The sequence below is a fragment of the Streptomyces sp. NPDC002817 genome (assembly GCF_053592055.1).
Genome location: NZ_JBSFUY010000027.1, coordinates 1 through 21,926, shown reverse-complemented (window position 1 = coordinate 21,926; position 21,926 = coordinate 1). Strand labels below are relative to the sequence as shown.

General features: G+C 71.5%; 22 protein-coding genes and 6 tRNA genes. 19 read left to right on the top strand and 9 right to left on the bottom strand.

Going from position 1 to position 21,926, the window contains the following annotated elements:
• Window positions 1–25: 25 nt before the first annotated feature.
• The 8 genes from ACWD3I_RS36000 (at window position 26) to ACWD3I_RS35965 (ending at window position 10,928) form a co-directional block, all read left to right on the top strand.
• Window positions 26–859, top strand: a complete 834-nt coding sequence (locus ACWD3I_RS36000; protein ID WP_365410759.1) for a MetQ/NlpA family ABC transporter substrate-binding protein — start codon at window positions 26–28, stop codon at window positions 857–859.
• A 30-nt stretch (window positions 860–889) separates the two neighbouring features.
• Window positions 890–1,717: a MetQ/NlpA family ABC transporter substrate-binding protein gene (locus ACWD3I_RS35995; protein WP_365410757.1), complete on the top strand. Its 828-nt coding sequence runs from the start codon at window positions 890–892 to the stop codon at window positions 1,715–1,717.
• Window positions 1,718–1,870: 153 nt separating this feature from the next.
• On the top strand, window positions 1,871–2,509 hold the full coding sequence (locus ACWD3I_RS35990; protein ID WP_365410754.1) for a GNAT family N-acetyltransferase: 639 nt from the start codon (window positions 1,871–1,873) through the stop codon (window positions 2,507–2,509).
• Window positions 2,510–2,614: 105 nt separating this feature from the next.
• Window positions 2,615–3,826 (top strand): precorrin-6y C5,15-methyltransferase (decarboxylating) subunit CbiE, encoded by a 1,212-nt coding sequence (gene cbiE, locus ACWD3I_RS35985; RefSeq protein ID WP_365410751.1) that lies wholly within the window; start codon window positions 2,615–2,617, stop codon window positions 3,824–3,826.
• Window positions 3,827–4,192: 366 nt separating this feature from the next.
• Window positions 4,193–8,266, top strand: coding sequence for a nicotinate-nucleotide--dimethylbenzimidazole phosphoribosyltransferase (gene cobT / locus ACWD3I_RS35980; RefSeq protein ID WP_365410748.1), 4,074 nt, complete (start codon window positions 4,193–4,195; stop codon window positions 8,264–8,266).
• Window positions 8,267–8,412: 146 nt separating this feature from the next.
• Entirely contained in the window at window positions 8,413–9,645 is a 1,233-nt protein-coding gene (gene cobA, locus ACWD3I_RS35975) for a uroporphyrinogen-III C-methyltransferase (RefSeq protein ID WP_365410745.1), read from the top strand.
• A gap of 64 nt (window positions 9,646–9,709) precedes the next feature.
• On the top strand, window positions 9,710–10,528 hold the full coding sequence (locus ACWD3I_RS35970) for a TrmH family RNA methyltransferase (RefSeq protein WP_267017961.1): 819 nt from the start codon (window positions 9,710–9,712) through the stop codon (window positions 10,526–10,528).
• Window positions 10,529–10,535: 7 nt separating this feature from the next.
• Complete coding sequence (locus ACWD3I_RS35965; protein WP_365410741.1) at window positions 10,536–10,928, top strand: NUDIX domain-containing protein; 393 nt, start codon at window positions 10,536–10,538, stop codon at window positions 10,926–10,928.
• A 4-nt stretch (window positions 10,929–10,932) separates the two neighbouring features.
• On the opposite strand, the gene ACWD3I_RS35960 is transcribed toward ACWD3I_RS35965, so the two are convergent.
• A complete protein-coding gene (locus tag ACWD3I_RS35960; RefSeq protein WP_365410793.1) occupies window positions 10,933–12,264 on the bottom strand; it encodes a serine/threonine-protein kinase in 1,332 nt (443 codons plus the stop codon).
• A 196-nt stretch (window positions 12,265–12,460) separates the two neighbouring features.
• Between ACWD3I_RS35960 and ACWD3I_RS35955 the strand changes: the two genes are divergently transcribed.
• The 4 genes from ACWD3I_RS35955 to ACWD3I_RS35940 all read left to right on the top strand — a co-directional run bounded on the left by ACWD3I_RS35955 (window position 12,461) and on the right by ACWD3I_RS35940 (window position 14,860).
• On the top strand, window positions 12,461–12,700 hold the full coding sequence (locus ACWD3I_RS35955) for a hypothetical protein (protein WP_046261530.1): 240 nt from the start codon (window positions 12,461–12,463) through the stop codon (window positions 12,698–12,700).
• Between the two features lie 234 nt (window positions 12,701–12,934).
• A complete protein-coding gene (locus ACWD3I_RS35950) occupies window positions 12,935–13,132 on the top strand; it encodes a hypothetical protein (protein WP_046261531.1) in 198 nt (65 codons plus the stop codon).
• Window positions 13,133–13,535: 403 nt separating this feature from the next.
• Window positions 13,536–14,480, top strand: coding sequence for a phosphotransferase family protein (locus ACWD3I_RS35945; RefSeq protein ID WP_365410737.1), 945 nt, complete (start codon window positions 13,536–13,538; stop codon window positions 14,478–14,480).
• Window positions 14,481–14,560: 80 nt separating this feature from the next.
• On the top strand, window positions 14,561–14,860 hold the full coding sequence (locus tag ACWD3I_RS35940; RefSeq protein ID WP_266894929.1) for a TFIIB-type zinc ribbon-containing protein: 300 nt from the start codon (window positions 14,561–14,563) through the stop codon (window positions 14,858–14,860).
• A gap of 53 nt (window positions 14,861–14,913) precedes the next feature.
• Here the strand turns inward: ACWD3I_RS35940 and ACWD3I_RS35935 are convergent.
• The 5 genes from ACWD3I_RS35935 to ACWD3I_RS35915 all read right to left on the bottom strand — a co-directional run bounded on the left by ACWD3I_RS35935 (window position 14,914) and on the right by ACWD3I_RS35915 (window position 15,364).
• Window positions 14,914–14,985, bottom strand: a tRNA-Val gene (locus ACWD3I_RS35935).
• A 29-nt stretch (window positions 14,986–15,014) separates the two neighbouring features.
• A tRNA-Val gene (locus tag ACWD3I_RS35930) sits at window positions 15,015–15,086 on the bottom strand.
• 19 nt (window positions 15,087–15,105) lie between these two features.
• Window positions 15,106–15,177 (bottom strand) — tRNA-Val (locus tag ACWD3I_RS35925).
• Window position 15,178: 1 nt separating this feature from the next.
• Window positions 15,179–15,252: transfer RNA gene (locus ACWD3I_RS35920), tRNA-Cys, on the bottom strand.
• Between the two features lie 39 nt (window positions 15,253–15,291).
• A tRNA-Gly gene (locus ACWD3I_RS35915) sits at window positions 15,292–15,364 on the bottom strand.
• A gap of 177 nt (window positions 15,365–15,541) precedes the next feature.
• Here ACWD3I_RS35915 and ACWD3I_RS35910 point away from each other — a divergent pair.
• The 3 genes from ACWD3I_RS35910 to ACWD3I_RS35900 are packed head-to-tail and all read left to right on the top strand — an operon-like array spanning window position 15,542 to window position 18,282.
• Window positions 15,542–16,585, top strand: coding sequence for a chorismate-binding protein (locus ACWD3I_RS35910; protein ID WP_365413753.1), 1,044 nt, complete (start codon window positions 15,542–15,544; stop codon window positions 16,583–16,585).
• The gene (locus ACWD3I_RS35905; protein ID WP_365413751.1) at window positions 16,582–17,403 is read left to right on the top strand and encodes an aminotransferase class IV; all 822 of its coding nucleotides are present in this window, start codon (window positions 16,582–16,584) and stop codon (window positions 17,401–17,403) included. Before ACWD3I_RS35910 ends, ACWD3I_RS35905 begins: the two co-directional genes overlap by 4 nt.
• Before the next feature lie 54 nt (window positions 17,404–17,457).
• Entirely contained in the window at window positions 17,458–18,282 is an 825-nt protein-coding gene (locus tag ACWD3I_RS35900; protein ID WP_365413749.1) for a GNAT family N-acetyltransferase, read from the top strand.
• Between the two features lie 12 nt (window positions 18,283–18,294).
• Here ACWD3I_RS35900 and ACWD3I_RS35895 read toward each other — a convergent pair whose 3' ends face one another.
• Window positions 18,295–18,819, bottom strand: coding sequence for a DsbA family protein (locus ACWD3I_RS35895; RefSeq protein WP_365413747.1), 525 nt, complete (start codon window positions 18,817–18,819; stop codon window positions 18,295–18,297).
• 199 nt (window positions 18,820–19,018) lie between these two features.
• Between ACWD3I_RS35895 and ACWD3I_RS35890 the strand changes: the two genes are divergently transcribed.
• Window positions 19,019–19,459, top strand: coding sequence for a hypothetical protein (locus ACWD3I_RS35890; RefSeq protein ID WP_365413745.1), 441 nt, complete (start codon window positions 19,019–19,021; stop codon window positions 19,457–19,459).
• Between the two features lie 155 nt (window positions 19,460–19,614).
• Complete coding sequence (locus ACWD3I_RS35885; RefSeq protein WP_020138043.1) at window positions 19,615–19,767, top strand: hypothetical protein; 153 nt, start codon at window positions 19,615–19,617, stop codon at window positions 19,765–19,767.
• Between the two features lie 64 nt (window positions 19,768–19,831).
• On the opposite strand, the gene ACWD3I_RS35880 is transcribed toward ACWD3I_RS35885, so the two are convergent.
• Both ACWD3I_RS35880 and ACWD3I_RS35875 read right to left on the bottom strand, forming a co-directional pair.
• Window positions 19,832–20,392, bottom strand: a complete 561-nt coding sequence (locus ACWD3I_RS35880) for a CGNR zinc finger domain-containing protein (protein WP_365413742.1) — start codon at window positions 20,390–20,392, stop codon at window positions 19,832–19,834.
• A 241-nt stretch (window positions 20,393–20,633) separates the two neighbouring features.
• Window positions 20,634–21,047 carry an SsgA family sporulation/cell division regulator gene (locus tag ACWD3I_RS35875; protein ID WP_004002642.1) on the bottom strand — a complete coding sequence of 138 codons (414 nt, stop codon included), beginning with the start codon at window positions 21,045–21,047 and terminating at the stop codon, window positions 20,634–20,636.
• A 191-nt stretch (window positions 21,048–21,238) separates the two neighbouring features.
• On the opposite strand from ACWD3I_RS35875, the gene ACWD3I_RS35870 reads away from it, so the two are divergent.
• Entirely contained in the window at window positions 21,239–21,691 is a 453-nt protein-coding gene (locus ACWD3I_RS35870; RefSeq protein WP_365413739.1) for a TIGR02611 family protein, read from the top strand.
• Between the two features lie 63 nt (window positions 21,692–21,754).
• Window positions 21,755–21,826 (top strand) — tRNA-Val (locus ACWD3I_RS35865).
• Window positions 21,827–21,926 lie beyond the last annotated feature (100 nt).

The window sequence follows — 21,926 nt, the reverse complement described above, 5'->3', positions numbered from 1 at the left end:
CCGCCCAAAAGGAAAGGCACTTTTCGTGCGTAACACCGTAAAGCTCGCCACCGCCGTCCTCGCCGCCGGCGCCCTCACCTTCGGGCTCACCGCCTGCGGCTCGGAGGACGCCTCCTCCGCCTCCTCCGACACCAGCGGCCCGCTGGTCGTCGCCGCGAGCCCCGTCCCGCACGCCGAGATCCTGAACTACGTGAAGGACAACCTGGCGAAGAAGGCGGGCCTCGACCTGGAGGTCAAGGAGTTCACGGACTACGTCACGCCGAACACGGCGACCGAGGACGGTTCGGTGGGCGCCAACTACTTCCAGAACCAGCCGTACCTCGACGACTTCAACAAGAAGAACGGCACCCACATCGTGCCCGTCGTGACGGTCCACCTGGAGCCGCTCGGCCTCTACTCGAACAAGGTGAAGAGCGCCGACGCCCTCAAGAGCGGTGCGACGATCGCCGTCCCGAACGACAGCGTCAACGAGGCCCGTGCCCTCAAGCTGCTCGACGCCAACGGGATCATCACCCTCAAGGACGGCGTGGGCAACGACGCGACCCCGGCCGACATCACCAAGAACCCCAAGAACCTCGAGTTCAAGGAGCTGGAGGCGGCCCAGACCCCGCGCTCCCTGGACGACGTCGACGCCGCGGTCATCAACGGCAACTACGCCATCGAGGCCGACCTCTCGCCCGCGAAGGACGCCCTCGTCCTGGAGTCCGCCAAGGACAACCCGTACGGCAACTTCCTCGCGGTGAAGGACGGCAACGAGGACGACCCGCGCGTGAAGAAGCTCGCCGAGCTGCTCACCTCCGCCGAGGTCAAGAAGTTCATCGAGGACAAGTACGACGGCTCCGTCATCGCGTCCTTCTGAGCGCACTGATCAACAGGGGGACCGATCCACATGCGCAAGCCCGTCATACCCGCGGCCGCCCTGGCCCTGGCCCTCGGCCTCACCGCCTGCGGCTCGGGCCCGGACTCCGGCGGGAGCGGTGGCGGTGACGACGCCCTGGTCGTCGGCGCCACCGCCGTCCCGGCCGGCGAGGTCCTGACGTACATCAAGGACAACCTCGCCGAGAAGGCCGGCCTGAACCTGGAGATCAAGGAGTTCACGGACTACGTCCTGCCGAACACCGCACTCCAGGAGGGCACCCTCGACGCGAACCTGTACCAGAACCAGCCGTTCCTGGACGAGTTCAACAAGTCCAAGGGCACGAACCTGGTGTCGGTCGTCAAGGCGTACCTGCCGCCGATGGGCGTGTACGCCAAGAAGACCGAGGACATCTCCGAGCTCGCTGACGGAGCCACGGTCGCCGTGCCCAACGAGACCACCAACGAGGGCCGCGCCCTCAAGCTCCTCGCCGCCGAGGGCCTCATCACGCTCAAGGACGGCGCGGGGGCGAACGCGTCCCCCGCGGACATCACGGCAAACCCCAGGCACCTGACGTTCAAGGAGCTGGAGCCCGCCCAGCTGCCACGCTCGCTCGACGACGTGGACGCGGCGGTCATCAACAACAACTACGCCCAGGACGCGGGTCTCAGCCCCACCGAGGACGCGATCCTCCTGGAGTCGGCGAAGGACAACCCCTACGCCAACCTCCTGGCCGTCAAGAAGGGCGACGAGGACGACCCACGGGTCGAGAAGCTCGCCAAGCTCCTCGTCTCGTCCGACGTGAAGAAGTTCATCGAGGACAAGTACAAGGGCTCGGTCCTGCCGGTCACCTCCGGCTGACCGCGCGTATACCGCGTATCGCCACGCACAGGGTCCACTCGCTCACCCCGGGTGGACCCTGCAGTGCGGTTCAGTGCTTTCATGCTGCATGCTGGGCAGTTCAGCAGGAGCTCAGCAGGACTTGAAGGTTTTCCGAAGGTTACGGAGCGGCGCATGACTAGCACCTTCCCCAACATCTCCATCAGCACGGAGCGGTTGGTGCTGCGTCCCCTCGACGAGGACGATGTGTCTGCGCTGGCCGAGATGATGAACGACGAACAGGTCGCCGCCTGGACCCACGTCCCCCAGCCCTTCACCGAGGACGGCGCCCGCACCTGGATCACCGATCACGCGCCCACCGAACGCGAGGCCGGCCGTGGACTCGACCTCGCCGTCACGGAGTTCCTCACCCAGCGCCTGGTGGGCATCGTCCAGCTGACCAAGACGAACTGGTACATCCGCGCCACCGAACTGTCGTACATCATCGCCCCCTGGGCCCGCGGCGAGGGCTATGCCTCCGAGGCGGCGCTCGCCACCGCCCAATGGCTGTTCACGGACCAGAAGTTCGAGCGCATAGAGCTGCGCACGGCGGCCGACAACACCGCCTCCCAGCAGGTCGCCCAGAAGATCGGCTGCATCAGCGAGGGCGTCCTGCGCAACGCCTGCATAGCGCGAGTCCGCACCGAGGACGACACCTGGAGCGACGTCCGTACCGACTTCATCGTCTGGAGCCTGCTGCCGGAGGACATCGAGGGCTCGGGAGAGCAGCTGTCCGATTCCGACGGTTTCACCTCGTACGGCGACTGGAACTGAACCAGGGGAGGCGACGGGACCGCCGCCGTGTTCGCCGGGCCGACCAGGTACCCTCACGGAGCCCGCCCCTGACGACCTGCGCAAACCCTCTGGAGACTGACGACGATGGCCGACCGGGTCACGGTGATCGGCTGGGACGGTTCGCCGCTGACCGCCGCGGCACGCTCCGCCCTCGGTGCCGCCACGCTGGTGGCGGGCGCCGCCCACCACCTGGCACTGCCCGAGGTGCCCCCCACCGCCGAACACATCCGACTCGGCAGCGTCTCCCTGGCCGCCCGCCGGATCGCGGGCCATCGCGGCACGGCGGTCGTGTTCGCCGAGGGGGACCCCGGGTTCTTCGGAGTCGTACGAACCCTGCGCGCACCCGAGTTCGGCCTGGAGGTCGAGGTCGTCCCCGCCGTCTCCTCGGTCGCCGCCGCCTTCGCCCGCGCCGGCATGCCCTGGGACGACGCACAGGTGGTCGTCGCACACCGGCGCACCCTGCGACGCGCGGTGAACGTGTGCCGCGCCCACACCAAGGTCGCCGTCCTCACCTCACCCGGCGCAGGGCCCGCCGAGCTCGGCCTGCTGATGGAGGGCGTCCACCGCACCTTCGTCATCTGCGAGGAACTCGGCACCGAGCGTGAACAGGTCACGATCCTCACCTCCGACAAGGCCGCCGACCACAGCTGGCGGGACCCGAACGTCGTCATCGTGATCGGCGGCCCGGTGACCGCGGGGGAGGGCGGCGGCTGGATCTCCGGCCGCGAGCCGGCCGCCGGACCCCGTGGCTGGGCCCTGCCCGCCGAGGTGTACGACGGTCCACTCGGCGAGGGCGAGACGGATCTGCTGCGCGCTGCCCAACTCGCCCGCCTCGGACCCCGCGTCGGCGACCTCGTGTGGGACATCGGCTGCGGCAGCGGCGCCTTCGCCGTCGAGGCCGCCCGGGCCGGTGCCGCCGTCATCGCCGTCGACCGGGACCTCATCGCCTGCGGCCGCACCGACGCCGCGGCCCGCCGCTTCGGTGTTCAGCTCCAGATCATCCGCGGCACCGCCCCGCACGTGCTGGAGAACCTCCCCGAGCCGGACGTCGTCCGTGTCGGCGGCGGGGGAGCGGCCGTGGTCTCCGCGGTCGCCGACCGCCGCCCGCAGGGCATCGTCGCCCATGCCATGACGCGCGACGAGGCCGAACTCGTCGGACGTGACCTGACCGAACACGGCTACCGCGTCGAATGCGCCCTGATCCAGTCCGTCGAACTCGACACACGGGCCTGGACGGAGAAGGAGCGGAGCGTAGCGTTCCTGCTCAGCGGGGTTCTGCCGGACCGTGCTGCATGACCCCATTTGTTGGTCCCGTGATCCTGTTGTCGTACTGCGCGCGGTAGGCTGGCCGACTGTTGTACCGCTTCGGTGGACCGGCCTTTCGTTCGTCAATGTCCGGAAAACGCGCCCGTTTTGGGGTGGGTGTGGTACGGCAGAACCGGAGGACGCGCAACGTGGCGCAGTCCACAGCGGGCTGTCGCGGATCAAGGTGTCGCGACGGGGGAACGGCCGGGACAATGCCAGTTAATGGCTTTGTCGTCTTTCTCGGCGGGCCGTTCGTGCCGCTGGGCACGCACGCTCGTTCTTCACTGCGGGGGCGGTCGGTGCGCCGTCCCCGGTGAGCTGGTCGTAGAAGCACTAACCGATGGGCGAGGGGTACGCATGACCGACACCGGCCAGGTCCCGGGCGAGGGACTGCCGGAGAACGCAGGCATGGTGGAACAGCCGGGCGTTCCCGCGCACGGTGCGTACACCTACCTCTCCGAGACCACCGCCGAGGACGAAGACCTGTTGCTGCTGCCGGGCGCCCAGGGGGCATGGGGCAACGAGGTCGCCCCACCCGCGCCGGAGCCGGTCGTCGAGACGGTCCACGCTCCCGGTCCGCACGAGATGTCCGGCCGGGACAGCGGCGCGCACGACCTCAGTGCGGTCCGCGCGCCCGACCCGGTGGCGGCCCCGTCGCTGCCGATCCCGCCGATCACCCCCCGCCGGCCCCTGCACCTCGGCCCGCCCATCCCCGACGCCTCCGCCAGCCCGGTCCGCTCCCTCGCCGACCGCGGCCCCGCGGGTGCGCCGGTCCGCCAGTCGGGCCCGCCCACCGCGGGCCCCGAGTACCTCGATGTCCCGCAGCCGCTGCGTGAGATGTCCCCGCAGGGCGCGGCCCCTTGGGGCGCCCCGGCTCCGGTGGGCACCATGGCCCCGGCTGCCGAAACGGTTGTCCCGGTGCCGGAACAGGGCACCGAGCCGGTGGGCGCGGCCCAGGCCGCGGTGGCCCGTCTCGCGACGGAGGCGGTCGCGGCGACCGGCGAACCGCAGCCCCGGGAGGACGTGTACGCCGAGCAGGTCATGGTCGGCGCCGACGGTGTACCGGTCGCCGGGGTGGCGTACGGCGAGCCCGTCGTTGCCGAGCATGCGCCGGAAACCGGGGGCGTTCCCGGCTCCGAGGGGCTCCCCGTGGCCGGGGTTCCGGGCGCCGACGGGTTCCCGGGTGCTGAGGGTGTCCCCGGAGATTCATACGCGCCGGGGGCCGAGACTGTTCAGAGCGATGTGCACATGCCGGGGCCCGTGGTGTTCCCGGAGGCCGGGGCCGCGAACGCGCCCGAGGCGAACGGCATCCCGGTCGCCGCACCCACGCCGGACGGAATCGTGCCGGAGGCCCCCGAGGGTCCCGCCGCGGTGTCCGCTCCGGAGGGCGGGGAAGCTCCCGCGGCCGGGCAGACCGACGGTCCCGAGTCCGCCGGTGAGGCCGGACCGGACGTCGGCGTCGCTCCGGCGCCCGAGGCCCTGCCGGTCCCGGGCGCCGTGGATCCCGCCGATGCCGCTCAGGGTGCCGTTGCCGAGGACCCTGCCGGTGCCGTCCAGGTGCCGGGTGCCGTCGAGGTACCGGACGCCGCTCCCGTGCCGGACGCCGTGGAGGTGGCGGACTTCGCCCAGGTCCCGGCTCCCGCCGCAGTGCCCGACGCCGATCAGACCCCGACTGCCGTGCCGCTGCCGGACCTCGCGCAGACCCTCGAGGCGCCCGAGGCGCCGCTCGCGCCCGAGCCCGCCGAGCTTCAGGCCGTACCGGAACCGGAAGCGTCCGGTCCGGAGGTGGCTCAGGTCGCCGAGCCCACCGCCTTCGTAGCCGAGGTCGCCGAGCCCGCAGCCGTCCTGGCCGAGCCCGCCGAACTCCAGGCTGTGCCGGTCCCGGACGCCCCCGGCCCGGAGGCCGACCAGGTCACAGCGCCCACCCCCGTCGTGCCCGAGGCCGCCGTACCGGAGCCCGTGCCGGCCCCCGAGGACGTACTGGCCCCCGAGCCCGTGCCGGCCCCCGAAGCCCCGCTTCCGGCGCCCGCGCCTGCCGAAGCCGCGGTCCCGACGCCCCAGCCGGCCCCCGAAACCGCACCCGTGCCGTCCCGCGAGTCCACCGACGCGGAGCAACTGCCGCACCCCGTGGACACAGAGGCCGCCGCGCAGCCGGAGCCGCCCGCTGCCGTGGCCGAACAGCTCGTACAGCCGGAGGGCGTCCCCACCCCCGTGGACGTCACGCGGGAGCGGACCGAGCAGCCTGCCCTCGTCGACGCTGCCCCGCAGTTCGCCGACGCCCCCGACCTCGCGCCGGTCCCGGAGGCACCTCAGCCGATGCCCGCCGCGGCAGACGCACCCGCCGACGACCTCCAGGCCGTCCCCGCGCCCGTCGCACAGGTCGACCCGGCCCCCGCCCCGTCGCTCGTCGCCGAACCCGCGGGCCCCCAGGTCCTGTTCATGGACCAGGCCCAGCCGATTGCGGAGGCTCCGCAGCCCGTGGGCCAGTTCGTCCCCGTCGAGGGCCTGGTGCCGACGACCCCGCACCTCGCCCCGACCCCGCCCCAGGCCCTCGTCCTCCCCCCGGAGGAGCACCCCGCCGTCCCCGCTCCCCGTGACGGCGACCCCGAACTCGTACAGCACGCCGACGACCTGGACACCCGGGGCGCGGATCAGGAAGAAAGCACGGCCCCCGTGGAAGAAGTGCGTCAGTCCACCGGCCCGGCCGCGCCCGCCTACGACGACGCCGAGCGCGAGGCCGTCCTCAAGGTCATGCGCGAGCGCCGCGACATCCGCAACGGCTTCCGCGGCGACCCCATCCCGCACGAGGTCCTGCTCCGCGTCCTGGAGGCGGCCCACACCGCACCGTCCGTGGGCCACTCCCAACCGTGGGACTTCGTCGTCATCCGCTCGGCCGAGACGCGCCGCACCATGCACGAACTGGCCATGCGCCAGCGCGACGCGTACGCCAAGTCCCTCCCCAAGGGCCGGGCCAAGCAGTTCAAGGAACTGAAGATCGAGGCCATCCTCGACACCCCGGTGAACATCGTCGTCACCGCGGACCCCACACGCGGCGGACGCCACACCCTAGGCCGGCACACCCAGCCGCAGATGGCCCCGTACTCCTCCGCGCTCGCCGTCGAGAACCTCTGGCTCGCCGCCCGCGCCGAGGGCCTGGGCGTCGGCTGGGTCAGCTTCTTCGACGAGCGCGAGATGGTCCGCTCCCTCGGTCTGCCCGAGCACCTGGAGGTCGTCGCCTACCTCTGCGTCGGCTATGTCGACGAGTTCCCGGACGAGCCCGAGCTGCTGCAGGCCGGCTGGTCCAAGCGCCGCCCGCTGTCATGGGTCGTCCACGAGGAGACGTACGGCCGTCGCGCGCTGCCCGGCGAGGAGCCGCACGACCTGCTCGCCGAGACCGTCTCCCAGATCCGCCCGCTGGACGCCAAGGCGCTCGGCGAGGCCTGGGAGCGACAGAAGCGGATGACCAAGCCGCCCGGCTCGCTCGGCATGCTGGAGATCATCTCCGCGCAGCTGTCGGGCCTGTCCCGGCAGTGCCCGCCGCCGATCCCGGAGCCCGCGGCAGTCGCGATCTTCGCGGGCGACCACGGCGTCCACGCCCAGGGCGTCACCCCCTGGCCGCAGGAGGTGACGGCCCAGATGGTCGCCAACTTCCTCGGCGGCGGCGCGGTCTGCAACGCCTTCGCCGCCCAGGTCGGCGCCGAGGTGTGCGTGGTGGACGTCGGCGTGGCGGCTGACCTGCCCGCCACCCCCGGCCTTCTGCCCCGCAAGGTCCGCGCGGGCACCTCCGACATGACCACCGGCCCCGCGATGACCCGCGAGGAGGCCCAGCAGGCCATCGAGGTCGGCATCGAGACGGCCCGCGACCTGGTGGCGGCCGGCAACAAGGCCCTGCTCACGGGTGAGATGGGCATCGCGAACACCACCGCGTCCGCCGCCCTGATCTCGGTCTTCACGGACACCGACCCGGCCGATGTGACCGGCCGCGGCACCGGCATCAACGACGAGACCCTCGCCCGCAAGACCGAGGTCGTCCGCCGCGCCATCGAGGTCCACCAGCCGGATCCGGCCGACCCCATCGGCGTACTCGCCGCGATCGGTGGCTTCGAGCACGCGGCGATGGTCGGCCTGCTGCTGGGCGGCGCGTCCCTGCGTACCCCGGTGATCCTGGACGGCGTCAGCGCCGGCGCCGCCGCCCTGGTCGCGCGTGCCATCGCCCCCGAGGTCCTCGCGGCCTGCATCGCGGGACACCGCAGCGCGGAGCCCGGGCACGTGGCCGCCCTGAACAAGCTCGGCCTGCGCCCCCTGGTCGACCTCGACCTCCGCCTGGGCGAGGGCACGGGCGCCCTGCTGGCCCTGCCCCTGGTGCAGAGCACCGCGCGCGCGATGCACGAGGTCGCGACGTTCGACTCGGCGGGAGTCACCGAGAAGTAGGCCGGAACCGGGGGTGGTAGGGGTACGCGTTCCTGCGGGCCCTCCACCCCCGCCGTACGCTGAATCCGCAGCTTAAAATCCGCACGTCAGGGCAGCTCCAGAGCCGTAGCGCCCATCGCATCGCCCGTACGAGGAGCCGCACCCTCATGGCCGAAAACCCCGCCTACCCCGTAGGCCTCCGCCTCACCGGCCGCAAGGTCGTCGTCCTCGGCGGCGGCCAGGTCGCCCAGCGCCGCCTCCCGGCACTGATCGCAGCGGGCGCGGACATCCTCCTCGTATCCCCCGAAGCGACCCCGTCCGTCGAAGCGATGGCGGACGCGGGTGAGCTCACCTGGGCGAAGCGGCCGTACACCGAAGGCGACCTCGCCGACGCCTGGTACGCCCTCATCGCCACCAGCGACCCGGAGGCCAACACCGCGGCCTCCACCGAAGCGGAGCGGCACCGCGTCTGGTGCGTCCGCTCGGACGACGCCGACCAGGCGACGGCCTGGACCCCGGCCACCGGCCACAGCGAGGGCGTCACGGTCGCCGTCCTCACCACGAACGCCAAGGGCCGCGACCCCCGCCACACCGCCGCCATCCGCGACGCGGTGGTGGAGGGTCTGCGCGACGGCACCCTGGTGGCGCCCCACCACCGCACCCGCACCTCCGGCGTCGCCCTCGTCGGCGGCGGCCCCGGCGACCCGGACCTCATCACGGTCCGCGGCCGCCGCCTCCTCGCCGAGGCCGACGTCGTCATCGCCGACCGCCTCGGCCCGCGCGACCTCCTCGCCGAGCTCCCGCCGCATGTCGAGGTGATCGACGCGGCGAAGATCCCGTACGGCCGTTTCATGGCCCAGGAGGCCATCAACAACGCCCTGATCGAGCACGCCAAGCAGGGCAAGTCGGTCGTCCGGCTGAAGGGCGGCGACCCCTATGTCTTCGGCCGCGGCATGGAGGAACTGCACGCCCTCGCCGAGGCCGGCATCCCCTGCACGGTCGTCCCCGGCATCTCCAGCTCGATCTCGGTCCCGGGCGCGGTCGGCATCCCCGTCACCCACCGCGGTGTCGCACACGAGTTCACGGTGGTCAGCGGCCATGTCGCCCCTGACGACGAGCGCTCCCTGGTCGACTGGCCCTCGCTCGCCAAGCTCACGGGCACGCTGGTGATCCTGATGGGCGTCGACAAGATCGGCAAGATCGCCGAGACGCTCGTCGCGCACGGCAGGCCGGCGGACACTCCGGTGGCGCTCGTCCAGGAGGGCACGACGGCGGCCCAGCGTCGCGTGGACGCCACCCTCGCGACGGTCGCCGAGACGGTCCGTACGCAGGAGGTCAGGCCGCCGGCCGTCATCGTCATCGGCGAGGTCGTGAACGTCGGCCCCGGGGCAACCGCGTAACCCCGGGTAACCCAACTCGTACCTAGCCGTTGGCACCGCACCCAGAGCAAGGCAGTATCACCCTGTGGCCGATCTCATCACCGTCGAGGATCCCGATGACCCGCGCCTGCGCGACTACACAGGCCTGACCGACGTCGAACTGCGCCGCAAACGAGAACCCGCCGAGGGCCTGTTCATCGCCGAGGGCGAGAAGGTCATCAGACGGGCCAAGGACGCCGGGTACGAGATGCGTTCGATGCTGCTGTCCGCCAAGTGGGTCGACGTCATGCGCGACGTCATCGACGAGCTCCCGGCGCCGGTCTACGCGGTCAGCCCGGAGCTCGCCGAGCAGGTCACCGGCTATCACGTGCACCGCGGCGCGCTCGCCTCCATGCAGCGCAAGCCGCTCCCGACGGCGACCGACCTCCTCCAGACCGCCCGCCGCGTGGTGGTCATGGAGTCGGTCAACGACCACACCAACATCGGCGCGATCTTCCGCTCGGCGGCGGCGCTCGGCATGGACGCGGTCCTGCTCTCCCCGGACTGCGCCGACCCGCTCTACCGCCGAAGCGTCAAGGTCTCGATGGGCGCGGTCTTCTCGGTCCCCTACGCCCGTCTCGACACCTGGCCCAAGAGCCTGGAGTCCGTCCGCGAGGCGGGCTTCTCCCTCCTCGCCCTCACCCCGGACGAGAAGGCCAAGACCCTCGACGAGGCCGCCCCCCACAAGATGGACCGGGTCGCCCTGATGCTCGGCGCGGAGGGCGACGGCCTCTCCACCCAGGCCCTGGTCGCCGCCGACGAATGGGTCCGCATCCCCATGGCCCACGGCGTCGACTCCCTCAACGTCGGCGCGGCGGCCGCGGTCGCCTTCTACGCGGTGGCCACGGGCCGCCCCGAGCTCTAGGAGCCCGATGCCCCAGGGCGAGGCGATCGTCGCGGTCCTGCTCCGAGCCGACCGACTGCTGGTCGTCCGTCGCGGCCCCACCATCTCCCGCGCCGGCTACTGGCAACCCCTCAGCGGCCGCATCGAACCGGGGGAGACCCAACGGGAGGCGCTGCTCCGCGAGGTACGCGAGGAAGTCGGACTCACCGTCGTACCGCTCGCGAAGGTCTGGGAGTCCGAGACCGACGACGGCCGCTTCCGCCTCCACTGGTGGACCGCCCGCGCCGAGGACGGCGAGGTGGTCCCCGACCCCGTGGAAGTGGCCGAGGCCCGCTGGATCACCCCGCAGGAGTTCCCGGCCCTGGACCCGATCTTCGAAGGCGACCTGGAGTTCTTCGACCGGATCCTGCCGGGCCTGTGACCCGCTAGTCGGTCGACCCGTCCGGCGGCGTCACGTGCACCTGCTCATGGCGTACGACACCACGGTCGCCGTCGAGTCCTCGCGCCGGCCCCTGACATCCCTGGGCCGCGGCGATACCGAGCGCCGCCAGCAGCGTCACCACGACGAACACGAACAGCCGCTGACGCAGCAGCCGTGGATTGGCGGGCCGTCGTCCCGTCCCCGTCGTTCTGGGGCCCGGACGTCCGCTGCCGCTGCGTGGCGCCGGACGGTTGCCGGAGCGCGTCGTGTTCCGCGAGGCGGGTGTGGGCCGCGCCCCGCTCCGGGACGGAGAGCCGTTGCGCGACGGGGCGGGCCCGCGCGAGGAGGTGCCGCGGGGCGGGGGAGTGCGCTGGGTGGGTCCCGGCGGCTGCCCCTGCGGCCGTCGCTGGGCGCGCTGCTGCTCCGGATAGCTCGGCTCGGCGAGCCGTCCCGTGGGCCGGTCGCTCTCGCCCGCACGCGGCCCGGGCGGCCGAACGTCGGCAAGCCCCTGAGCCTCCCGCGCGGCGATCTCCTTGAGCCGCAGCGACAGTTGGAGCGTGCTCGGCCGCTCCTCGGGATCCTTGGCGAGACAGGCACGCACGAGCGGAGCCAGCGCGTCCGGCACCCCGCCCAGGTGCGCCTCCTCGTGCACCACGCGGTACAGCATCACCTCGGAACTGCCGTGCCCGAAGGGCGAGTCACCCATGGAGGCGTACGCCAGGGTCGCCCCCAGCGAGAACACGTCCGTGGCCGGGGTGACGGCGGCACCGCGCACCTGCTCGGGCGCGAGGAAGCCGGGCGACCCGACGGCCGTACCCACATGCGTGAGCGTGGAGGCCCCGGTCGCCCAGGCGATGCCGAAGTCGATGATCCGCGGCCCCTTGGGGGACAGCAGGATGTTGGAAGGCTTGAGATCCCGGTGCACGACCCCCGCCTCATGCACCGCGACGAGCCCCTCCGACAGGGCGGCCCCGATGGCGGCGACCTCGGCCGCGCCCAGTGAGCCCTCGTCGGCGACCTTGTCGTGAAGGGAGGGGCCGGGCACGTACTGCGTGGCGAACCACGGCCGTTCCGCGTCGAGATCGGCGGCCACGAGCCGTGCCGTGCACCCGCCGCGAATCCGCCGGGCCGCCGAGACCTCACGCGCGAACCGCGAACGGAACTCCTGGTCCTCCGCCAGATCGGGCCGGATCACCTTCAGCGCGACTCGCTGCCCCTTCTTGTCGGAGCCCAGATAGACGACGCCCATCCCGCCCGCGCCGAGCCGTCTGTGAAGCCTGAACGAGCCGACGACGCGCGGGTCCTCGCGCCTCAGGCGCATCATCGCCATGTTCATCCCCGCTGCCCGGTCCGTGTGACGAGCCACAGCTTACGTTTCCACGGCCGCCCGCGCGCAGAGGCCGCGCCCTCTCGTCCCGATGGATTGTCAGTGCTGGGTGGGAGAATTGAGGGGTGGTCAGGGAGCGGGAGAGCGGGGTGGGTTCGCTCTGCCGGTGATCCCAACCACCTTTCGTCGAAGGGGGATTGAACCCGTGAAGGGTGATCGCGTGGAGATAGTCGTGGACGCAGGGGACACGACGCGCACATACGAGGTGGTGGCGAGCAGGGCGGGCCGCCGGGTGGAGACAGCGGTACGCCGGGGTGTGGTGGAAGTGAGCGAAGTCACCCGCAGCGGCTCCGTCGTCCGCACGGCCCGCTTCATGGCGACCCGGGTCCTGGCACTGGTCGAGCAGCCGGTGCCGCGTGAGGACGGCTCGGAGAAAGCGGGATAGACCGGGCACCCCCTCCGGGAAGACCCGGAGACCTAGGTCCTCGTCTCCACCCAGGGGAGTACTCCCCAGGTCATGGCTCATCCTCCGGGAGGCCCGCCAATCGGTACGAGGGCATGACGTGCGGCGGGCGCCGTCCGCCTAGATTTGAGGTCAAGCGGCGGGTGCAGCACTCGTCCCCCGAGGTCAGACACCCGCCGCTGCCAAAGACAACGCAGAACGGTCAGGAGAGGGACCATGGCCCACACGGCACCGCGGACGATGATCCGCACCAAGGAGCGCACCGCGCTCCACCCCCGCCGGCAGGGCCGTCGCCACCCCTTGGTGGCGACACTCATGGCCCTTCCCCTGGCGGCCCTGCTCCTCCTCGTCTTCGACGGCTGGGAGACAGTGGCCACACAAGCGTCGTCCGTGGGAGTGATGCTGGGGCGCTGAGCGGCGACCCCAGGCCCGGAAGAGCGGTCTGGGCGGGGACATCCACCCATGAAACCCCGTGGGGACGGGGGTGCGGCGGACGGCACAAATGCCGGCGCAGCTGGGGAGCTGCGCCGGCATTGCTGTGCCCGCACCTTTCGGCCCTTTCGGCGTCCGAGGGCGGGGTCTGTCTTTCAGTCCGTCCGGCGTTTGAGGACGAGGCCCTTTCGGGGCCGACGGGGGTCCGGGGGCGAAGCCCCCAGGAACCGGGGTCGCAGGGGCAGCGCCCCTGGAGGATGGGACGGGTAGGGGCGGCGGGGGCGAGAACAGCCCGAGGTCGCCCACAACACCGAGCACCCGACGGCCACCCCACGCCTCCCCGTACCCTCGCGACCAGACAACGCACCACCGCCCAGGGAGCCCCGTGACCACCACCCCCTTGCTCTCCGAGCTCAGCGCCCGAGTCAAGGCCAGGGCCCACTCCCACACCACCACCTGCCCCTGCGGAGCGACGAGCGTCCTGGCCGACCGCCCCGACGCCACAGTCGTCCGCCACGCCGACACCGTCGCCAAGGCCCACGCCCCGGACACACCCCCCACCGAGCTGACCTCCCGCCTCACCACGGCGACAACGCTCCCCGACGTCCTCCTCCCCCCGCTCACCCCGACGCCGGTCACCCTGCACGGCCGCCTGGTCACGTTCTGGCCCTACGGCACCCCCGTGGACCCGGACACCCCGGACAAGGCCCCCTGGGAGGAAGCCGCAACCCTTCTCGCCCGCCTCCACCGCACCCCCACCCCACCCGGCACACCCCTCATGCGCGGCCCTGCCAAGGCGGCCCGGTCCATCGCCCGCCTCCGCACCACACCCGCCGCCTTCGAACCCCTCGTACGACCCGTCCTCGCAGCCTGGTCCGCCCTCCCCGCCTGGGCCCGCGCCGAGACCCCCATGCCGGACACCGGCACCCTGTGCCACGGTGACCTCCACCTCGGCCAGCTCGTCCGCCACCCCGCCCCCGACGGCCCCTGGCGTCTCATCGACGTGGACGACCTCGGACGAGGCGTCCCCGCCTGGGACCTCGCCCGCCCGGCCGCCTGGTACGCCTGCGGCCTCCTCCACCCCGACGAGTGGACCCGCTTCCTCGACGCCTACCGCGCGGCGGGTGGCCCGGCCGTTCCCGCGGACGGCGATCCCTGGCCCGCCCTGGACGTCCCGGCCCGCGCCCTCACCGTGCAGACCGCGGCCCGCGCCCTGACCAAGGCCGCCGCGGCGAACCGCTCCCTGGACGAGGTCGAACAGCTCCTCGTCGACGCCTGTGCACGAATGGGTTCCGCCCCACCCGAGTTGACCCGCACCGACGCGAAGTAGGGTGCAACCGACCGGAGCCGGACAGTGTCTGTCCTGGCGTAACGCGAAGCAGGACCAACCGGCGAGGAGTTGAGCCGACGATGCAGTGTCCGAAGTGTCACGCACCCATGCACACGTACAACCGCAACGGTGTTCAGATCGAGCAGTGCAGCGGCTGCCGCGGGATTTTTCTCGACTACGGCGAGCTGGAGGCGCTGACCCGCCTGGAGACCCAGTGGACCCAGCCCGCCCCGCCGCCCCCGGCCGCCCCGCAGGCCTACCCGGCGGCGCCCGCGGCTCCCATGGCCCCCGCCTGGGGCGCCCCGCAGCACGGCGGTCACGGTGGCCACTACGGCCACAAGCGTCACAAGAGCTTCGGCCACATGCTGTTCTCCAGCTGACAGCCGGCAGGAACGAAGAAGCCCCCGGCCGCAGGGCCGGGGGCTTCGGTGTGTGGACGATACTGGGATTGAACCAGTGACCTCTTCCGTGTCAGGGAAGCGCTCTCCCGCTGAGCTAATCGTCCAGGTCAGCCACCCCGTGAGAGGGGCTGCGTGCGCGATACTGGGATTGAACCAGTGACCTCTTCCGTGTCAGGGAAGCGCTCTCCCGCTGAGCTAATCGCGCGGGGGATCCGGAGATCCAGTGGACGATACTGGGATTGAACCAGTGACCTCTTCCGTGTCAGGGAAGCGCTCTCCCGCTGAGCTAATCGTCCTTGGAGGTGGAGACGGGATTTGAACCCGTGTAGACGGCTTTGCAGGCCGTTGCCTCGCCTCTCGGCCACTCCACCAGGAGTGTAGGGGGTCGGGAAGATCCCCTTGCTCTTTCGAGCGAACGACGAGGTTCGAACTCGCGACCTCAACCTTGGCAAGGTTGCGCTCTACCAACTGAGCTACGTTCGCCTGTCTTTCCGATCCGCTCTCGCGTCCCGGCGACGTGTTGAACTCTAGCGGATTCCGGGGCCAGCACAAAAACGCGTTTGTGCAGCGTGCTGCGCTGCACCCGCTCGCGCACCTGGTCACAGGCTCCGGAGGGACATGACCAGGTCACCCGCAGGACACCCGCCATAGACTCGACGCGTGCTCGACCTCGCCCCTCTCGCTCGCTTCGGCGGCCGCACAGCCACCGGACTCCTCGATGTCACCAGCGACCCCGCGGCCCTGGACTCCAGTGGTTTCTGGGCGGTCTGCGCCGACTTCGAGGGCCGTCTGACCTGCGCCCGCTTCCAGGACGTACGACAGGAGCGGGTGCCTGCCCCGGTGCCGGGGGCGTGGCACGGCCCGGCGGCCGACGACTGGACGTCCTCCCTGGACCGCGCCGGATACACGGCGGGTGTCCGCCGGATCCGCGAGTACATCGCGGTCGGCGAGGTCTACCAGGCCAATCTCTGCCGGGTGCTGACCGCGCCCGTCGCGCCCGACGCCGACGTGGACGCGCTGACCGCCCTGCTGGCCCGCGGCAACCCGGCACCGTACGCAGGAACGATCCGGCTGCCGGAGCACGGCGTGGAGATAGCCACCGCCTCCCCCGAGCTGTTCCTGCGCCGCGACGGCCGGATCGTCGAGTCCGGCCCGATCAAGGGCACCGGACGCACCGAGGCGGACCTCCTGGAGAAGGACTACGCCGAGAACGTGATGATCGTGGACCTGGTCCGCAACGACATCGGGCGGGTCTGCGCCACCGGCAGTGTCAGCGTCCCCGACCTGTGCGCCGTCGAGAAGCACCCGGGCCTCGTCCACCTCGTCTCGACGGTCCGCGGCGAACTGCGCGAGGACGCCGGCTGGCCCGAACTGCTCGACGCCGCCTTCCCGCCCGGCTCCGTCACCGGCGCCCCCAAGTCCAGCGCCCTGCGGATCATCGACACCCTGGAGACGGCGCCCCGCGGCCCGTACTGCGGAGGCATCGGCTGGGTCGACGCCGACCGGGGCACCGGCGAGCTGGCCGTCGGCATCCGCACCTTCTGGATCGACCGCGCTGAAGGCGTGCTGCGGTTCGGTACCGGCGCCGGCATCACCTGGGGTTCGGACCCCGAGGGGGAGTGGCGGGAGACCGAGCTGAAGGCGGCCCGGCTGCTCGCGGTAGCGTCGGGTACGTACGAGGTGAGTGAAGGGACCATCAGGTGAAGATCTGGCTCGACGGCGGGTTGCAGGACATCGAGTCCGCCCGTGTCTCCGTCTTCGACCACGGGCTGACCGTGGGCGACGGCATCTTCGAGACGGTGAAGGCGGTGGACGGCGAGCCGTTCGCGCTCACCCGGCACCTCGACCGGCTGACCCGCTCCGCGCGCGGCCTGGGCCTGCCCGACCCCGATCTCGACGAGGTGCGCCGCGGCTGTGCGGCCGTCATCGCGGCCAACCCGATGCCGCTCGGCCGGCTCCGCATCACCTACACCGGTGGCCACGGCCCTCTCGGCTCCGACCGCGGCGAACACGGCCCGACCCTGGTCGTCGCCCTCGGCGAGACCACCCGCCGCCCCGACTCCACCACCGTGATCACGGTCCCCTGGACCCGCAACGAACGCGGCGCCCTCACCGGACTCAAGACCACCTCGTACGCCGAGAACGTCGTGGCCCTCGCCCGGGCCCGCGAGCACGGCGCCTCCGAGGCGCTGTTCGCCAACACGGTCGGGCAGCTCTGCGAGGGCACCGGGTCGAACGTCTTCGTCGTCCTCGACGGTGAGATCCACACCCCGCCGGTCGCCTCCGGCTGCCTCGCGGGCATCACGCGCGCGTTGACGGTCGAATGGACCGGCGCCAAGGAGACCGACCTCCCGTTGGACGTCCTGGAGCGGGCCGACGAGGTCTTCCTCACCTCCACCCTGCGGGACGTACAGGCCGTTCACCGCCTCGACGACCGGGAACTGCCGGGCGCCCCGGGCCCGGTCACCGCCAAGGCCATGCGGATCTTCGACGAGCGGGCCGGGAACGACCTGGACCCGTGAAAGGCCCGATAAATTCGGCTGACTCGGAGGTCCGCGGCGGGTAGAACACCCCTGATGACCACGACCCTGCGGCCGACCGAGCCGCTCCAGCACAACGCCGACGGCACGCGTTCACGCCACTACCAGGTGTGCGTGAACAGCCGCCCCGTCGGCGCGATACACCTCGGCACGTCCCCCTCCTTCGGCGACTCGATGGCCCGCATCCACGACCTGCGGATCGAGGAGCCCGACCGGCGGCGCGGCCGGGGCACGGTGGCCGCGCTCGCCGCCGAGGAGGTCGCGCGCGGCTGGGGCTGCCGCCAGATCGAGGCCGGCGTACCGGCGGACGCCGAAGCGGCCCTGCGGCTGGTCAAGGCGCTGGGCTACGTCCTGCGCAATCGCGGCATGGTGAAGCAACTCGGCGACACCTCGCCGGAACTGCCCGCCGGCAGCCGGGCCCGCCCCATGACGCAGGCCGACTTCGACGCCTGGCTGGAGCACGAGTCGGAGGACTACGCGCGCACCTGGATGGCACGGGGCGTGCCGGAGGCCGAGGCGCGCGCCAAGTCGCAGCGCGACCACGACACGCTCCTGCCGCAGGGCCTCGCCACCGAGAACACGCGGTTCAGCATCCTGGAGCACGAGGGCACGCGCGTGGGCGTCCTCTGGCTCGCCCTGCGCGACGGCAAGCCCTACGTCTACGACGTCGAGGCGGAAGAGGCCCACCGCGGCCGCGGACACGGCCGCACCCTCATGCTGCTGGCGGAGACCCAGGCGCACGCCCTCGGAAAGCGGACCCTGGGCCTGAACGTCTTCGCGGGAAACACCCCGGCCGAGCGGCTGTACGAATCACTCGGCTACGAGACGACGCAGTACGCCTTCTACAAGTCGCTGCTGTAGGCGTACGACGGGTCAGGCGCCAGGCGCGGCCAGCAGCCGGTCCGCGATCTCCTCGATGCGCTCGCGCAGCCCCTCCTGGCTCTTGCCGCCGTCGAGGCGCTCGCCGTCGATGACGTACGTCGGGGTGCCGGTCACGCCGATCGCCTTGCCCTCGGCCTGGTCGGCGTCCACGATCAGGATGTGCCGGCCGTCGATCAGCGCGGTGTCGAACTCCTCGGCGTCCAGCCCCAGTTCGCCGGCCACCTCGACCAGGAAGGGTTCTCCCTTGCGGCCCAGCTCCTCGACCCGGCCCAGCACGGCCTCGACGTAGTCCCAGCCCTTCCCCTGCTCGGCGGCCTCCTCGGCGGCCTGCGCGGCGGCGAAGGCGTGCTTGTTCTTCTCCAGCGGGAAGTGCCGCAGCCGCAGCTCCAGCCGGTCGCCGTAACGCGCACGCAGGGCCCGGACGTCCTCCAGGGCGCTCCGGCAGTCCGGGCACTGAAGATCGCACCAGACGTCGAGCACGGGGACGACGGGACGCACGGGGGAGGAGTCGCTCATGTCCCCAGTCTCCCAGCCGCGCCCCGGACGACCCAATCGGCCCGGGAACGCCGCAGGGGACCCGCACCCCGACCGGCACCTACGGAGGATCCGACCCGGAGATGTCCCTGATGTCGGGTCGGAGCATGGCCCCGCGGGGTGGGGGCGGTGCAGGATGGAAGGGACGAAGTGCCCTGCCGAGCCCTGCCTGGAGGACCGGATGATTGCCGAGACCGTCTGTTCCGCCGCCGCCGCGGCCGGCCTGGGCATCGCGGCGGTGACGGCGTACCGCAAGCGCTTCCTCGCCGCCGCCCGTCTCGCCGCGTACTCTCTCGTGCCCCTCGGCCTGGTGATGACCGGTGTCGTCGACTGGGTGGCGGACACCGCGTTCAGTCCGACGGCCTGGGCCGGCTTCGCTGTGCTCGGTGTCTCCTGGCTGCTCTTCGTGAGCACGCGCGCGGTGGAGCGCAGGCGCGGCGGCACCCGCAAGGAGCGCAAGGCGGCCAGGGCCGCGCAGAGCGAGGCGATCGCCCCGGCGGCCTCGGCGCCCTCGCTGGGCCAGGCCTCCCGGCCGGCGACCCGTCCCGCCGCCACACCCCGCGCCGGTGCCGGGGAGGACTTCAGTGACATCGAGGCCATCCTGAAGAAGCACGGCATATGACGGGTGCAGGCGGACTGAAACGACACAGTCGGCCCGCATCCGTCCCGGAGCCGTCCACGCCTTGAACCGTTCGTCACGGGATCCGGCGAACTGCCCTTCTTTCCTGGCGTGTTGGTCACCCGACCGGTGCCGACTGCGTCATCATCGCCCGCGAGATGCTGGACACGACACAGAGCGACGCCGCGCCGCCGCAGGACGAGCCGCGCGGGTGCCTTTTCGCCCTTTCCCAGCCACCGCTGATGATCTTTCTTGCGGTGATCGGGTGTCTACTGCTCATGGCTGCGCTGCACGATCTGCTGTTGCTCTGAGCCGTACCCGCGGTGCCCGGCGCCACCCGCCGGGTACCGCGTCGACACCACCGTGGGCCGGAGCTCAGCCCGCCGCCTCCTTGCGGCGCGCCCGGTACGCGGCCACATGCAGCCGGTTTCCGCACGTACGGCTGTCGCAGTAGCGCCGCGACCGGTTGCGGGAGAGGTCGACGAAGGCGTGCCGGCAGTCGGGGGCCTCGCAGCGCCGCAGCCGCTCCTGCTCCCCGGCGACCACGAAGAAGGCCAGCGCCATGCCGCAGTCCGCCGCCAGGTGGTCGGCGATGGAGGCGCCGGGCGCGAAGTAGTGCACATGCCAGTCATAGCCGTCGTGGTCGGTGAGCCGGGGTGTGGTGCCCGCCGCGGCCACCAGCTCGTTGATCAGCCCGGCCGCGGCCCGGGGGTCCGAGGCGGAGAAGATCGAGGCGAACCGGCCGCGGATCTTGCGCACCGCGGAGAGATCGAACTCCGAGAGCACCCCGACATCGCTGATCTCGTGCTTTTGTACGAAATCCGCGAGAGCCGCGACGTCCGGCAGTGCGTCCGGGGTCGTGGTGTCCTCCGGTGCGGTGTTCACCAGATCCACCACGGCATCGAGGGCGCACCGGGTGTCATGGGTGATCAGCACGTTTCGCTCCCTGGCCTGGGGGTCGGGCGGGCGCCCGCCGATGCTGGCCGATGGTAGTGGCTTCGCGAGCGCCCGTACCGGCCCCGGACCTCACGAACCGGTGGTAACGGGCCCACGCACCGGCGCCGCCCCGCGAGAATCCGCGGTGACGGCGCCGGTGTGCGTACCCATATGCGGTTGTCTTGGCCCGAGCCGTCACCCCGAGTCGACGGCGCCGGGCGGCTTGGTGGGACCTCTCGCCCTAGCTCTCCGCCAGGATGTGCGAGAGCTCCTGATCGAGGTCGAAGTGCCGGTGTTCCGTGCCAGGGGGCACGGCGGCGTCGGTTCGCTTCAGGAACGACTCCAGGGCCCGGGCCGGGGCCTCGAGCAATGCTTCACCTTCCGGGGAGCTCAGGGCGATGCACACGACGCCCTGACCGTGACTGCGCGACGGCCAGACTCGGACGTCGCCGGTTCCGGTGGGCCGGTGGAGGCCCTCCGCGAGGAGGTCGCGGGCGAACACCCACTCGACGGTCTCCTCGGCTCCGGTGTGGAAGGTGGCGTGCACGGCGTAGGGGTCGGCCGTGTCGTACCGCAGGCCTGCGGGGACAGGCAGGGAGGACTCGCTCGACACAACGAGGCGCAGGTGCAGCTCGCAGCTGACCGTGGTGTTCATAAGCGCCAGGGCCTTTCGCTCAGTGTGCGCTCGGGGATTCGCACGTCGGCGAAATCGACATGCCACCTACGGTGCCGTTGTAAACCCCTCTGAGTGTTTTGCGTGCCTTTACGTAACTCTTCCGGCCGAGACCCCGTTCGCGAGGTACGACCATTTCGGTGACCGGTTTCCCTCGGGTAAAGTTTGGCCGTATGAATACGGGGAGTGACGAGCGGGCCGAGGTGGCCGTGGCATCGGACGAGTCGAAGACGAGCGGGGCGCAGAGCGAGCAGGGGCTCGGCTCGAAGGCGCCGGAATTCATCAAGGCGCGCCGAGCGCTGCACCTGAGCTGGCAGGTCGGGATCTTCGTCATCGGCCTTGCCGTCGTGGTCCTGGGCATCATCATGCTTCCGCTGCCGGGACCGGGCTGGGTCGTGATCTTCGGCGGCATGGCGATCTGGGCGACCGAGTTCGTCTGGGCCCAGTTGGTGCTGCGCTGGACCAAGCGCAAAGTGACCGAGGCGGCCCAGAAGGCGCTCGACCCCAAGGTGCGCCGGCGCAACATCATCCTGACGTCGATCGGCCTGGTGATCGTGGCCGCGATCTTCGCGGTCTACCTCTACAAGTTCGGCTTCGAGATGCCGTGGAACATCAAGGACCAGTGATCGGCGGCCCTGTGGGGGGTGCGGAGGCACCCCCTGACATGGGGTAATGTTCTTCCTGCGTCCGGGCGATTAGCTCAGTGGGAGAGCGCTTCGTTCACACCGAAGAGGTCACTGGTTCGAACCCAGTATCGCCCACTCGGCGCGCGGGTCCGTGCCGAGGGCATGGAATGGCTCGTGGAGAGTGCGGACGCCCGCTGGTTCACGTCCGGCTTCACGGTGCCCCGGCTCGTCCAGG